Origin of the sequence: Nocardia sp. NPDC058176, from assembly GCF_042883805.1 — a bacterium.
Lineage (GTDB): Bacteria > Actinomycetota > Actinomycetes > Mycobacteriales > Mycobacteriaceae > Nocardia.
Window position 1 is genome coordinate 263432 of sequence record NZ_JBHVVA010000001.1, and the last position, 13995, is coordinate 277426.

Annotated in this window: 12 protein-coding genes; 4 read left to right on the top strand and 8 right to left on the bottom strand. The window is 69.1% G+C overall.

Annotated elements, in window-relative coordinates:
- Positions 1-32 precede the first annotated feature (32 nt).
- The gene (gene glsA, locus ACFVVM_RS01200) at positions 33-1841 is read right to left on the bottom strand and encodes a glutaminase A (RefSeq protein ID WP_387616697.1); all 1809 of its coding nucleotides are present in this window, start codon (positions 1839-1841) and stop codon (positions 33-35) included.
- A 326-nt stretch (positions 1842-2167) separates the two neighbouring features.
- Between glsA and dxs the strand changes: the two genes are divergently transcribed.
- Positions 2168-4066 (top strand): 1-deoxy-D-xylulose-5-phosphate synthase, encoded by a 1899-nt coding sequence (dxs, locus tag ACFVVM_RS01205; RefSeq protein WP_387611692.1) that lies wholly within the window; start codon positions 2168-2170, stop codon positions 4064-4066.
- 40 nt (positions 4067-4106) lie between these two features.
- On the opposite strand, the gene ACFVVM_RS01210 is transcribed toward dxs, so the two are convergent.
- The 3 genes from ACFVVM_RS01210 to ACFVVM_RS01220 form a co-directional block, all read right to left on the bottom strand.
- A complete protein-coding gene (locus ACFVVM_RS01210; protein ID WP_387616699.1) occupies positions 4107-4967 on the bottom strand; it encodes a class I SAM-dependent methyltransferase in 861 nt (286 codons plus the stop codon).
- A 226-nt stretch (positions 4968-5193) separates the two neighbouring features.
- Positions 5194-5865 carry a response regulator gene (locus tag ACFVVM_RS01215; RefSeq protein ID WP_387611695.1) on the bottom strand — a complete coding sequence of 224 codons (672 nt, stop codon included), beginning with the start codon at positions 5863-5865 and terminating at the stop codon, positions 5194-5196.
- Positions 5862-7709 (bottom strand): ATP-binding protein, encoded by a 1848-nt coding sequence (locus ACFVVM_RS01220; RefSeq protein ID WP_387611697.1) that lies wholly within the window; start codon positions 7707-7709, stop codon positions 5862-5864. Before ACFVVM_RS01220 ends, ACFVVM_RS01215 begins: the two co-directional genes overlap by 4 nt.
- Before the next feature lie 166 nt (positions 7710-7875).
- Here ACFVVM_RS01220 and ACFVVM_RS01225 point away from each other — a divergent pair, with 166 nt between their 5' ends.
- Genes ACFVVM_RS01225 through ACFVVM_RS01235 form a run of 3 tightly spaced genes read left to right on the top strand, consistent with a single transcriptional unit; the run spans position 7876 to position 10609 of the window.
- Complete coding sequence (locus ACFVVM_RS01225; protein WP_387611699.1) at positions 7876-8682, top strand: ABC transporter ATP-binding protein; 807 nt, start codon at positions 7876-7878, stop codon at positions 8680-8682.
- Positions 8672-9559, top strand: coding sequence for an ABC transporter permease (locus tag ACFVVM_RS01230; protein WP_387611701.1), 888 nt, complete (start codon positions 8672-8674; stop codon positions 9557-9559). The genes ACFVVM_RS01225 and ACFVVM_RS01230 overlap by 11 nt, the downstream gene beginning before the upstream one ends.
- Before the next feature lie 3 nt (positions 9560-9562).
- Entirely contained in the window at positions 9563-10609 is a 1047-nt protein-coding gene (locus ACFVVM_RS01235; RefSeq protein ID WP_387611704.1) for an ABC transporter substrate-binding protein, read from the top strand.
- A gap of 41 nt (positions 10610-10650) precedes the next feature.
- Here the strand turns inward: ACFVVM_RS01235 and ACFVVM_RS01240 are convergent, their stop codons facing one another.
- Genes ACFVVM_RS01240 through ACFVVM_RS01255 form a run of 4 tightly spaced genes read right to left on the bottom strand, consistent with a single transcriptional unit; the run spans position 10651 to position 13653 of the window.
- Positions 10651-11415 carry an ESX secretion-associated protein EspG gene (locus ACFVVM_RS01240; RefSeq protein ID WP_387611707.1) on the bottom strand — a complete coding sequence of 255 codons (765 nt, stop codon included), beginning with the start codon at positions 11413-11415 and terminating at the stop codon, positions 10651-10653.
- Positions 11412-12701, bottom strand: coding sequence for a hypothetical protein (locus ACFVVM_RS01245; protein WP_387611709.1), 1290 nt, complete (start codon positions 12699-12701; stop codon positions 11412-11414). Before ACFVVM_RS01245 ends, ACFVVM_RS01240 begins: the two co-directional genes overlap by 4 nt.
- Positions 12701-13090, bottom strand: coding sequence for a hypothetical protein (locus ACFVVM_RS01250; RefSeq protein ID WP_387611712.1), 390 nt, complete (start codon positions 13088-13090; stop codon positions 12701-12703). The genes ACFVVM_RS01245 and ACFVVM_RS01250 overlap by 1 nt, the downstream gene beginning before the upstream one ends.
- Before the next feature lie 32 nt (positions 13091-13122).
- Positions 13123-13653, bottom strand: coding sequence for a DUF3558 domain-containing protein (locus tag ACFVVM_RS01255; protein ID WP_387611714.1), 531 nt, complete (start codon positions 13651-13653; stop codon positions 13123-13125).
- Positions 13654-13995 lie beyond the last annotated feature (342 nt).

Consider the following 13995-nt stretch of genomic DNA (forward strand, 5'->3'; position numbering starts at 1 on the left):
CAACGTCTCGCGCCCGCCGTCGAGTTCCCGGCTCAGTAGTTGCCCACGTTGCCCGAGATGGTCCGCACCGTGGCGTCCATCTGCGCGTAGGCCCCCGCCGCGAGCCGCTCGAGCAGCGCCAGTTTCAGCCGCGGATGGGCCTGGGCGAGCGAGTCGAACATCGCGGGACTCATCACCGCCACCCGCACCTGGGTGTCGGCGATGATCGCGTTCATGAACGGTTCCCTGATCAGCATGGGGATCTCGCCGAACGACATGCCCGCCGACAGCGTCACCAGCCGGTGCACCCGGCCATCGGTGCCGGGGAAGGTCATCCTGACCCGGCCGTCGAGGATCAGGTACAGCCCCGAGCGCGGGTCGCCGCGCTCGGCGATCACCTCGCCGCGGGCGATGGTGCGCTGCTGGAAATCGGCGCACAGCAGGTCGCGTTCCTCAGGGCCGAGACTGGCCAGCAGCGGATGCTCGTCGAGGGTGATCGAGGTGCGCGCATCGGTGCCGGGTGGCCGGTGCCGGTCGAGCACGATGTCCTCGCACCATTCGGTGGCGGTGTCGCGATCGATGAACACCCGGCCGCGCGGGTCGTTCGGATCCAGGCTCGACACCTCGTGTTCGAGCCGGGCGTCCGGGTCGACCAGCGCCACCCTGGTGCCCTTGCGCACCAGTTCGGCCTGCAGGCCGTCGAGCATGTCGCGGGCCACCGTGCTCACCTCGCCGACCCGGCGCAGATCGATCACCAGCGCGTCGAGTTCGGCGCCGTTGCCCTCGATCGCCCGCACCGCGCGTTCGGCGCCGGCGAAGAGCAGGTCGCCGTGCAGTTCGTAGACCCGCGCCCGCTCCCCGTGCTCGGCCAGGACGGCGGAGTCCTCGGGGGAGCGGCGCAATCGCGATGGCATCTGCGCCACCGTGTACTCGGCGCGGATGGCGGTGCGCGCCGAGCGGGTGACGTGACAGAAGTGCAGTTCCAGCCGCCGCGACAGTTCCCGGCACGCGGCCACCCCGCGCACGCTGTTGCCGTGGGCGTCCAGGCGCGGCGAGTACACCGAGATCCCGAGCTGACCGGGCAGCACCGCGATGATCCCGCCGCCCACGCCGCTCTTGGCGGGCAGGCCGACCGTGGTCACCCAGTCACCGGCCGCGTTGTACATGCCGCAGGTGGTCATCACGCTGAGCACCCGCTCGGTCAGCGAGGTCGACAGCGCCCGTTCCCTGGTCCGCGGATTCACCCCGTTGTCGGCCAGGGTCGCGGCCATCATGGCCAGGTCGTGGCAGGTGACCTCGATCGAGCACTGCCGGAAGTACCGGTCGACGGCGTCGTCGGGGTCGACGTCGATGATGCCGACCGAGCGCAGCATGTAGCCGATGGCCCGGTTGCGGTAGCCGGTGCGTGCCTCGGAGTCGTAGACCGATTCGTCCATCCGCAGGTCGCGCCCCGCGAAGCGCGAGTAGCAGCGCCGGACCCGCTCGAACTTGTCGGCCGTATCGCGGCCGGCGATCAGCGAGGCCGCGGTGATCGCGCCCGAGTTGATCATCGGATTGCTCGGTCGCTGGCTGTCCGGCTGCAGGCTGATCTCGTTGAACGGCTCGCCCGACGGCTCCACGTCGATGTGCTCGGCGACGCCGTCGAGGCCGCGGTCGGCCAGCGCGAGCGCGTAGGTGAACGGCTTGGAGATGGACTGGATGGTGAACCCGATCTCGGTGGCGCCCACCTCGTAGACCAGGCCGTCGGCGGTGGCCAGGCACAGCCCGAACGAGTCGGGCGGCACGGCGGCCAGTTCGGGGATGTAGTCGGCGGGCGCGCCCGAGGTGTCGTCGCGGCAGGCCGCGTACACCTCGTCGAGCATGCCCGCCACCACACCCGGGTCGAGCGGGCGCGTTACACCATCGGGTCGGTCCACAGCGTCACTGTATGTGGGGTCGTTGGCGTGTCGGCGGGGGCGCGCGGTGGAGATAGTCCTCACAACCGGACGCGTGCCGGAGCATGGGCGGGGTGCGCGCGATCGTCACCGGTCGGCCACCGCGCCCGCTGGTCGGCGGGCCTGCGCGGCCGCGTTCGTCGGGTGGCGGTTCCGGTGGCCGAGGGCGCCCGGAAGGGCCCGCGAGCCTGCGCCGCTCGCGGCGGCAAATACACTGGGCGGATCACACTGTAGTCCGAAGGAAGCGAGTTCAGGTGGGAGTGCTGTCGCGGGTGGATTCACCCGAAGATCTGCGCCGACTGAGCGTGCCGCAACTGCGGGACCTCGCGGAGGAGATCCGCGAGTTCCTGGTGCAGAAAGTCGCCGCCACCGGAGGCCACCTCGGCCCGAATCTGGGGGTGGTCGAATTGACCATCGCCCTGCACCGGATCTTCGATTCCCCGGCCGATCCGTTGATCTTCGACACCGGCCATCAGGCCTATGTGCACAAGATCCTCACCGGCCGCAAGGACCGGTTCGACTCGCTGCGCATGCGCGACGGCCTGTCGGGCTATCCGAGCCGCGCCGAGAGCGAACACGACTGGGTGGAGTCCTCGCACGCCTCGGCCGCCCTGTCCTACGCCGACGGTCTGGCCAAGGCGTTCGCGCTGACCGACCAGGACCGCACCGTCGTGGCCGTCGTCGGTGACGGCGCGCTCACCGGCGGCATGTGCTGGGAAGCGCTCAACAACATCGCCGGTGCCCCCGACCGGCCGGTGGTGGTCGTGGTCAACGACAACGGCCGCTCCTACGCCCCGACCATCGGCGGCCTGGCCGACCGGCTGACCGCGCTGCGCACCCAGCCCGCTTACGAGCACGCCCTCGACGCGGGCAAGCGCATTCTCAAGAGCATTCCCGCGGTGGGGGATTCGGCGTATTCGATGGTGCACGCGCTCAAGGCGGGCATCAAGGACGCGGTGAGCCCGCAGGAACTGTTCTCGGATCTGGGCATGAAGTACGTCGGCCCGGTCGATGGCCACGATCTCGTCGCGCTCGAGGCGGCCATGCGCCGCGCCAAGGACTTCGGCGGACCCGTCGTCGTGCATGTGGTCACCCGCAAGGGCAACGGCTACGAGCATGCCGAGAACCACGTCGCCGATCAGATGCACGCCTGCGACCCGATCGACCCGCTCACCGGCCGCCCGCTGGCCGGGAAGAAGGCCAAGGGCTGGACCGCGGTGTTCTCCGAGGAGCTCATCGAGCACGCGTCCCGGCGCGAGGACATCGTCGCCATCACCGCGGCCATGCCCGGCCCCACCGGTCTCGCCGGGTTCGGCGAGCGTTTTCCCGAGCGCATGTTCGATGTCGGTATCGCCGAACAGCACGCCATGGCCTCGGCCGCCGGTCTGGCCCTGGGCGGGCTGCACCCCGTGGTCGCGATCTACTCCACCTTCCTCAACCGCGCCTTCGACCAGCTCCTGATGGATGTGTCGCTGCTGAAGCAGCCGGTCACCGTCGTGCTCGACCGCGCGGGCATCACCGGCCCCGACGGTGCCAGCCACAACGGCATGTGGGACCTGTCGCTGCTGGGCATCATTCCCGGCATCCGCGTTGCCGCCCCCCGCGACGGCGCCACGCTGCGTGAGGAACTCGCCGAGGCGCTGGCCGTCACCGATGGCCCGACCGTGTTGCGGTTCCCCAAAGGCAGTGTCGCCGAGGACATCACGGCCGTGGAACGCCTCGACGGTATCGATGTGCTCCGCCTCGCGGTGCCCGGTGCGGGTTCGGCGCAGGCTCAGCACGGTGACGTCCTGATCGTCGCCGTCGGCCCGTTCGCCCAGACGGCGCTCGAGGCCGCCGAACTGCTTGTCCCGCAGGGTGTCTCGGTCACCGTCGTCGACCCGCGCTGGGTGATCCCGGTCTCCGACACTCTCGTCAAACTCGCCGAGAACTACCGCCTTGTCGTCACCGTCGAGGACGGCGGCCTGCACGGCGGCATCGGCTCGACGGTCTCCGCGCGCCTGCGCGAGGCGGGCCTCGATGTGCCGACCCGCGATCTCGGTGTGCCGCAACAGTTCCTGGACCACGCCGCGCGCGGGGAGATCCTCGACGAGCTCGGTCTCACCGCCGACGCCATCGCGCAGCGCATCGGCGGCTGGCTGCGGTCACGCTGACACCGATCCACGACCCGTGGCCGCCGCCCGGCCGGGCTGTCTAGTCCGCCGGGCGCCGGGCGACCACGGCGAAGTTCAACGGGATCCGCGGCGACCCCTCCGGCAGCGTCCACCCCTGCGGGGCAGCGATCAGCTCCGGGAACGCGGGCCAGTCCATGAACGGCAGCTCGTGCACCGCCTCGATCCGCAACCCGGCCGCGAGCAGCGCGCCGACGATCTCCCCGAGGTCGTGGCGCCACTCGTGGTTGGTGGTGTGCGCGATCTGCCCGTCCGAATCCTCGGTGTAGGTCCCCGAGTCCGAATAGGTGCGGGTGCCGCCACCGGCCAGGTAGTCGTCGCCGATCGTCCACGGCTCGAAATCCATGGCGCCCAGGATCGGATGGTCGTCACGGATCGCGAACACCCCGCCCGGTTCCAGCAGGTCGTGGATCGAGCGCGCCCACGCGGTGAGTTCCGGCAGCCAGACGATGGTGCCCGCACTGGTCACGATGGTCTCGAACCGCCGGTCGATCACCGCCGAGGCGAAGCGCGCGTCCCCTTCGACCCAGGTGATCTCGCGCCCGTCGGCCGCCGCGATCCGCGCCGCGTGCCGTAGTGAGTTCGGCGACAGGTCGAGCCCGTGCACCTCGACGGCACCGAGCCGCGCCCAGGACACGGTGTCGGTGCCGATGTGGCACTGCAGATGCAGCAGCGAGCGCCCGACGATCCCGGCCTCGGGCAGGTGCGGCGCGAGTACCGCGAGGTCGTTGCGCACGACGGTGGAGATGTCGGTGGGGTCGGCGAGGAACGCGTCGACGTCGTACATCTGCGAGCGCGCGTGCACCTCGGCCCGGTCGTCCCAGTTCGCTCGGTTCGCGGCGATGGCATCGGCCTCGGGTACTGCCGTCGGGTTCGTGGTCATGTCCCAGATATAGCCGAGAAGCCGTAGCGGACGCGACCTGTTTTCGCTCCGGATCGCTCGGCGGAACTCGCCCACCACCGAGCGATCGGCGACGGCGACCACCGGCATTCGCACGGCACGGATCAGCGGAATCCTGGCGGCCGTCGCCATCGCACCACGGCGTCGCGCCACTTCGTCGAGCAGCACGCCCATGGCCGGTGCCGGTCCGAGGTTTCGGAGCGACTGTTCACACGCTCCGGCGCAGTGGTGAGTATTCCTGTTCGGGTCGCCCGGTCGCCCCGTAGCGCAGGTGCATCCGGAGGTCTCCGCTGGTGACCAGCGCGGCCAGGTATCGCTGGGCCGTCGCGCGGGAGATCCCGATCGTGGTCGCGACCTCGGCCGCCGACATCGGCGCGTCCGCTGCCCGTACCGCCCGCACCACGAGTTCCCGGGTGGGGGAGGAGCTCGCCGCCGGACGATCCGGTGCCGCCGCCGGGCGCAGTGCGTCCAGCGCCGCGTCGACGTCACGGGCGCTCACCTCGGGCGCCGCCAGAATCCGCCGGTACCGCGCGTACCCGGCCAACCGGGCAGCCAGCACGGTCGGATCGAACGGTTTCACCAGATATGCCAGCGCTCCCGCCGCCGTGGCCGCGCGCACCGTCGCCGACTCGGTGGCGGCGGTGAGCAGCATGGCGTCACAGCGCAGCTCGCGCACCAGATCGATCCCCGATCCGTCGGGCAGGTACACATCGACCAGCGCCAGATCGAACTCCTGGCCCGCAAGCGCCTGCCGCGCCGCCGCCACGGTGTTGACCACCGCCCCGACGGTGAATCCCGGCAGTGCCCCGACGATCCCGGCGTGCATGTTCGCCACCCGGAAGTCGTCGTCCACGACCAGCACATCGATTTCCCGGCTCACGACGGCTCTCCCTCACTCAGCACACCCGGCAGGCGCGCGATGAACTCCGCCCCGCTCAACTCCCCATCCCCGGCACCCGCGGACGCCAGCCACACCTCGCCACCGAGCGCTCGCGCCACCTGCCGCGACACCGCCAGGCCGACCCCGCGCCCACCCGGCACCCCTCCACTCGGCTTGGTCGAAACCCCTTCGGCGAACAGCGAATCCACCAGCTCGGTCGACACCCCCGGCCCACTGTCGACGACGGTGATGTGCAACGTCGCCCCCTCCTGCACCAGTTCGACATCCACCACCGCGCTCCCGGACCCTCCCCTTGTCCCGGCTGCCGACCTGGCGTCGAATCCGCCCCGGTCGACACCATCGACCACAGGCGGCACCGCACGCTCGTCTCCGGCTCCGCCATCCGGTCCGGCTCCTACTCCCGGGCCACCTGGCGCCGACAACTCGGGTCCGGCTTCGCCGGGCGCCGTCGCCACCGGCCCGGCCATGCCCCGCACCGCGTCGATCGCATTGTCGAGCAGATTGCCCAACACGGTCGTGACCTCCACCGGGGCAACGAGATTCGCGTCGACCCAGGTACTCGGCCCGAGTCGCAACAGCACACCGTTCTCCCGGGCGTGCGCGGCCTTGGCCGCCAGGAAGGCCTGCAGGTAGGGATCGCGGACGGCGTCGATCCCCGGCATGGCGGCGCCGAGAGGCCCCGCGCCGAGCAACTCGTCGATGTAGCGGGCGGCCTCGCCGGGCCGATCGCCGTGCAGCAGCCCACTGAGCAGGTGCAGCCGGTTGGCGAACTCGTGACGCTGGGCGCGCAGCACGGTGCTCATCGAGCGCACCGCGTCCAGCTGCCGGGTCAGCGATTCGACATCGGTGCGGTCGCGCACATCGAGGACCGCGCCGAGCCCGCGCCCGTCGCGGGTGACGGTGCGGGCGGTGACGACCACGATCCGGTCGCCTACCGCGGCCTGCACCGGCTGCCCGTCGGCGGCGCGGAACGCCTCGAGCACGCGCGGGGTGAGCCCGATCGCGTCCACCGGCCGCCCGCTCTCGCCGTCGATACCGAGCAGCGCGCGGGCCTCGTCGTTGATCACCGTCGTGTGCCACCGATCGTCGACCGCGACCACCCCCACCCCGATCCCGTGCAGCACCACGTCCTGTTCGCGCACCAACTCGGCCAGCTCGGCGGGCTGCAGACCCAGCGTCAGCCCGTGCCAGCGGCGAGCGAGCAGCACCGATCCCGCGACTCCGGCCAGCAGCGCCGCCAGCACCAGCAGCCCGGCCCGCCGCAGATCGCGGGTCAACTGCTCGGCCACCGCCTCGGTGGAGATGCCGACACTCACCTCGCCCACCACGCGCTCCGAACCTCGTTCGCGCACCGGCACTTTCGCCCGCACCGAATCGCCGAGCGTGCCGTGTTCGCGGATCACCACCTCCGCCCCGCCCAGTGCCTCGGTGGGGTCGGTGCTCACCCGCTCGCCCAGCCGCGCCGGGTCGGGATGGGCCAGCCGCAATCCCGCGTCATCGGTGATCACCACGAACAGCGCCCCCGTCCGCTCCCGGGCCGCCTCCGCCGTCGCTTCCAGCTCGCCGCCGGTGAGCTCGGTGACGAGCGCGGGTCCGGGCGTCAACGGCAGATCCGCGTACCGCGCGACCTCGTCCCGCACCACCGGATCACTGGCGACCGTGCGCGCGATGGCCAGCGCCCGCTGCCCGTATTCGGCCGAGAGCCGCTGATCGCCGAGGTGGGCGAACACCGCGAACGCCAGCCCCAGGATCAGCGCGACCAGCGCGACCTGGAGCAACACGATCTGTGTCCGCAGCCGGACACCACGCGGGAACAGCCTCACGGCCTCAGCCTAGGCCCACCCGCGCACCGTGAGCACAATGCGCACAACCTCCGGATCGTCGAGTTGTGCCGGTTGTGCGCACAAGCGCGCGCCCTGTGACCCAGCCCACTTATCTTTCGACAGCTGCCGCACATCACACCCAGCGGCGCCGGACACAGGAGCAGCAATGAGCAATCCACTCATCGAACTCCGGGGCGCGACGAAGCGCTTCCCCGGAACCGACGGTGGCATCCACACCGCGGTGCGCAACATCGATTTCACCGTTGCCGCAGGCGAATTCGTCGCCGTGGTCGGCCCGACCGGCTGTGGTAAGTCCACCACCCTCTCGCTGGTGTCGGGCCTCGAGCCCACCTCGGCGGGCCGGACCCTGGTGCGCGGCAAGGATGTCGACGGCATCCCCGACGGCATCGGCTACATGTTCCAGCTCGACGCCGTGCTGCCCTGGCGCAGCGTCATCGACAATGTCGCCCTCGGCCCGCGCTTCCGTGGCGCGTCGAAGGCGCAGGCGCGGGCCAAGGCGGCCGAGTGGGTGCGCATCGTCGGCCTCGCCGGTTTCGAGGACTACTACCCGCATCAGCTCTCCGGCGGCATGCGCAAGCGCGTCTCGCTGGCCCAGACCCTGGTGAACGAGCCCGAGATCATCCTCATGGACGAGCCGTTCAGCGCGCTGGACGTGCAGACCCGCCGGCTCATGCAGGACGAACTGCTGCGCGTGTGGGCAGGCACCGACGCCGCCGTGATCTTCGTGACCCACGATCTCGAGGAGGCCATCGCCCTGGCTGACCGGGTCGTGGTGATGACCGCGAGCCCCGCGACGGTGTGCGGTGACTTCCGCGTCACCCTCGAACGGCCGCGCCATGTCGAAGAGGTCCGGCTCACCACCGAGTTCCGCGATCTCTACTCCGAAATCTGGGAAACGCTGCGCGATCAGGTCGAGGCGGCACGTACGAAGGGAGCGACCCGTGTCGCTTGAGACGATGGACAAGATCGCGGTCACCGCACCGGAGGTCGAAGCCGAGTCCGAGGCTCAGATCCTGGCCAGGGTCAAGGCCAGGCACCGCAGGTCCAAGCTGCGGGTGTGGGGTCTGCGGGCTGCGCTGGTGGCGCTGTGGCTGGGGTCCTGGGAACTGGTCGCCAGTCTCTGGATCGACCCGTTCTTCTACTCCAAGCCCTCCCTCATCGCCGACCGGATGATCGAATGGTTCACCGAGGGAACCCAATTCGGCTCGATCTGGCTGCAGATCTTCACCACCGTGCAGGAAGCCGTCCTCGGCTTCGTGATCGGCACCGTCGCCGGTGTCGTGCTCGGCACGCTGCTCGGGCGCAGCCGCTACTGGGCCGATGTGCTCGCCCCGTTCATCAAGGCGCTCAACGCCGTTCCCCGCATCGTGCTGGCCTCGCTGTTCATCATCTGGTTCGGTCTCGGCCTGAGTTCCAAGGTGGCGACCGTGGTGGTGCTGGTGTTCTTCGCCGTGTTCTTCAACGCCTTCACCGGTGCCAGGGAGGTCGACGGGAACGTCATCAACAACGCCCGCATCCTCGGCGCGAGCAGACGTCAGATCCTCGGCTCCATCGTGTTGCCCAGTGCCACCACCTGGATCCTGTCCAGCCTGCACACCGCCTTCGGTTTCGCGCTGATCGGCGCGGTCGTCGGTGAATACGCCGGTGCCAGCAAGGGTTTGGGGTTGTTGATCTCCAATGCCCAGGGCACCTTCGACGCGGCGGGAATCTACGCGGGCATGATCATCATCACCGTGGTCGCCCTGATGGCCGAATGGCTGATCGGCGTCGCGGAGGGCAGGCTGCTGAAATGGCGTCCCTCGCAGGCACAGTCCGGGCACGGGGTGTAGATCATGCGCAAACCCTTCGCTCTCGCCCTGCTCGCGATCAGCGCGCTGCTGCTGGTCACCGGCTGTCGCGACTCCCGCTCGATCCCCATGTCGGACGGCCGCCCGCAGATCACCATCATGGTCGGCGGCCTGGAGAAGGTGATCTACCTGCCCGCCATGCTCGCCCAGCAACTCGGTGCCTTCGCCGACAACGACATCGATGTGAAGCTGCTCGGCGAACAATCCGGGGCCAGCGCCGAAACCGCGCTGCTCACCGGTGACGTCCAGGCCGTGGTCGGTTTCTACGATCACACCATCGACCTGCAGGCCAAGGATCAGTGCCTGCGCAGTGTCGTCCAGTTCGCCGACGTGCCGGGGGAGGTGGAGCTGGTCTCGGCCGCCGACGCCGACACCATCCGCTCACCCGCCGACTTCCGCGGCCGCAAGCTCGGCGTCACCTCGCTCGGCTCGTCCACCGACTTCCTCACCCAGGCGCTGGCCGGTCAGGCCGGCCTCGGCACCGCCGACTACACGAGGGTGAAAGTCGGTGCGGGACAGACCTTCATCGCGGGCATGAACCACGACGGCATCGACGCGGGCATGACCACCGATCCCACCGTGGCCAAGATGGTCCGCTCGGGTGAGGCGCGGATCCTCACCGACATGCGCAACGAGGAAGGCACCCGCGCCGCCCTCGGCGGCCTGTACCCCGGCGCCTCGCTGTACATGAAGTGCGACACCGTCGAGGCCCACCCTGAGATCGTCCAGAAGCTCGCGAACGCCTTCGTCGCGACCCTGCTCTGGATCGACACCCACACCCCCGAGGAGATCGCCGCGAAGATGCCGTCCCAATACGCGGGCAGCGACCCCGACCTCTACATCCAGTCGGTCCGCGATTCCATCGGCATGTTCAACGGCGACGGACTCATGAAACCCGAAGGCGCCCAGAACGTCGCCGACATCCTGGGCCGGTACTCCCGCAATGTCGCCCCGGTCCGCGACCGTATCGACCTGGCCGCCACCTACACCAACCAGTTCGTGGAGAAGGCCCACCAGACCGCCGCCCCGTGACCCCTTCGGCCCTGCCGCTCCCACGGCAGGGCCGAAGTCCGTCACCGGTAGCTGGGCTCGTTGTCCTCGCGATAGGTCTCGATCGTGGCTTTCATCAACCGCACCAGCGACTTTCGTGCATCGGCGGTGTCGCCCGGGCGGGCCTCGACGAGCGAACCACGCTCGCTCACCAGATACCGGCCGTCCGGGAAATCCATCACGTGAAATCCGCTACCCGGCTGCGGCCGGTTGTCGACCGCGGCCCCCGGATAGCCCGCCAGATACACCAGCGTCGACCGTGTCCGGCCGAAGAAGTCGTCGGCCTTCTGCTGCGGGGTGCGCCGATCGGCCGCCCACGGATCGTAGGCGGGTTCCTCGTCGAGGTCGTAGGTGTTCATCGTGAACACCTCGCCGTCGGCCGCCGCGGTCCGCGGCAGCCGCGCCACCAGCTTCTCCGGCAGCTCCTCGATGTCGAGCAGGCTCAACCGGATGTCACCGCCTTCCTGGTCGAGCGGCACCCGCTGCTGTTCCACCAGCGCCGCCGACCGGCCCTGCACCACGGCGTAGGAACGCAGCTTCTCGCCATCGCCGTAACCGGCCAGCTCGAAGCGTGCCTCCGGCTCGAGCAGGACCCGCAGGGCCGTTTCCAGCGAGCCGTCGTACATCGGCAGGATCCGTTGCGCTTCGGCCTGCCACATTCGGTCGTACTCGGCGACGGTCTCGGCCGTGGTGTGGGTCTGCAGCGGATACGGCAGCACATCGCGATCGACCGCCCGCCACAGCACGGTGAAGCCCAGCGCGCTGAACTGCCACTGCCGGTTGCTCATTCGCCGATCACCGGCGGCACCGTCTTGACCCGCTGATCCTCGCCGAGCCCGGTCAGCTCCTCACCGTTCTGCTGATTGATCAGGTAATCCTTCGAGCCGACTTCCTTGTCGTCCTCACCCTTGCCGCGACCGGCGCCGGCGCCCATACCGCCCATGCCCGCCATCCCGGCGCGGCCTGCCCCATTCGCGCCCGCGGCGGCAGCGGCCGCCGTTGTGCCAGTGCCCGCACCGGCTCCCGTTCCCGGCAGGCTCTGCCCGGCGCCCGGCACGCCGGACCCGGAACCACCCGTGCCCAGCCCGGAGCCCGGCGAGCCGCCGAGCCCGGACGGTGTCGTCGCCGCGGGTGTGGTGGCATTCGGTGTCGTCGGGGTGGTCGGGGTCGTGGTCTGCGGGGTGGTGGCCTGCGGTGTCGTCGCCGCCGGTGTGGTCGGGTTGTCGTCGCCGTCCCCGTCGGCGGGGTCCTCGGTACTCGGCTGCTCCGTCGAGGGCTGCTCGGTGCTCGGCTGCTGCGTGGTGGGCTGCTGGGTGGTTGGCCTGGTCTGCGACGGGTCGCCGTCGTCACCGCCGCCCGGCTTGGCCGCACCCGGGTCCACCGGGTTGTACGGCTGGGGGACCAGCGGCACCTTCGTGTCGGCTTGCTGGATGGCCGTGTAGTAGACGCCCTTGACGACCTCGGCCCCTTCGGCCTTGGCGGTATCGGCGTTGTGGCTGTCCATCTTCCAGGTGGGGCCGGGGATGTAGCTGGCGATCCCGCTGATCGTGGAACCCTCGTGCGGTTTCACCCGGTCCTTGGTGATCTGCATGGCCGACTGGACCAGCTTCACCTTCTCGGCCATCATCTGCGCCGATCCCAGCAGGTTGCCGGACTTCTCGACGTACTCCTGGATCCCCTTGCCCGCGCTTTCGGCAGCGTCACCCGACCACTTCTCCTGGATCGCCTTCGCGATCTCGGCATCGTAGGTCTTGAATCCCTCTTCGAGCTTGTTGCGCAACGTTTCCCAGCGCGTGTGCAAGGTCCCGACCTCGGCCATCGACATCGCCTCGACCCGCTCGTACAGGTCGGACATGTTGCTGGGCTCCTTGTAGGACCCCTCCGATACCTTGGTCCCCTGGTAGGTACCGTCGAACGACGACTGCAATTCCGTCAACCGATTCCGCGCGATGGTCGCGTCCGGGCTCTCGTCGGTGGACCGCTCGGGCTTGCTGCCGTTGGCATACGAGCTCAATCCGGCATAGGCGCCGCCGATCGCCGCGGCCGCACCGACCAATACCAATGGACCAGGCATCACTTACCCCCGCTGTCGAGATCGCCGAGCAGGGTGTTCGTCGCTGCGACCTGATCGGCTTGCTGCTGTTCGTACTTCTTCACCGAGATCTCGATGGTGTCGCGGATCAGCTCGAGCACCTCGATGTGTTCCTTGAACGCGGTGTCGAAATCACGTTCTCCACCAATAGCTTTCATGCCGAGCATCTTCGCCAGCTCATCGGCGCAGTCGAAGCGACCCAAACCGGACACCGACGAGAGAGCGCTCAAGTTCCTCTGGAGATCGTGGAATAGTGCGATCTGCTTGTTGCTCGCGTCTCGACAGCTCGTTGCAACCGACGGATCCAAGTAGAGTCTCCCCGCCTCGGCCTCGGACTTCAGTGTCTCCCAACGAGACTTCTCGTCTGCCATTCACCCCACCCATCTACGTTCTTGCTGCTGTTTCACTGCGGAAAGAGGGGAACGATCGCCTCGGCAATGGGCTGGAGACGCTCGCATGGCGGAATCAGCTTGTCTTTGCTGCCGGTGTTGAGCATGTCGAGCTGCGTGAATCCGCTCGCGTTTCGAAACACGATGGAGCAATCCTCATCGGCATCGTGATGGCTCTGGCGGAATTGCACCCCCGCCCGCCCAGCGATGACGACATCCTTGAACTCGATGTTGGTCGTCTTCTCCAGCACCTCGTCGATGGTGTGAATCGTCGAAAACGCGGTCAGACCGTGGCCAGGCGGGTAGTCCGCGGCGTTCCATCCGCAAATCTTCCAACCCGGCTCCTCGGCCCCGAGGATGCCTGACTGCTTGGACGCCGGGTCCAAGCCCAGGTTGCTCAACGTGGCGTCCGGAATCTCCGAGCACGGATCCCACAACGCCGCGGTCGCCGCCGCCAGGTCCGTCGTCGTACTCGGCTGCGCATTCCCACTCTCGGTAGTGGAACACCCGCCCACCGCGAGCACCCCACACAACACCGCGGTCACCACCACAGATCGTCGCCGCACGAGCATCCTCCGTCTCCCCGATCCACGAACCACACCGACATCGATCGACCGACGCCGACGCCCGGTCGGCCCGAACACTCCCCGCGCCCGGCCACCCCGTAAGTCCCGCACAGCCTACGACAACCCCCTTCCTCGATCACCCTGCCCCGAACTCCCGAACCACCCGATCGACTCGCCGCCGGGCCCGGCTCGCAGCCCACTCAATACCTTTGGACGCACCGCACAAGCCTCCGGTTCCATCGATTTCACCACCCGCATCCGCACCCGAAAATCGGCTAAGCTCGGCGACCGGCACGATGGTGCCGCCACGACCGCACCATC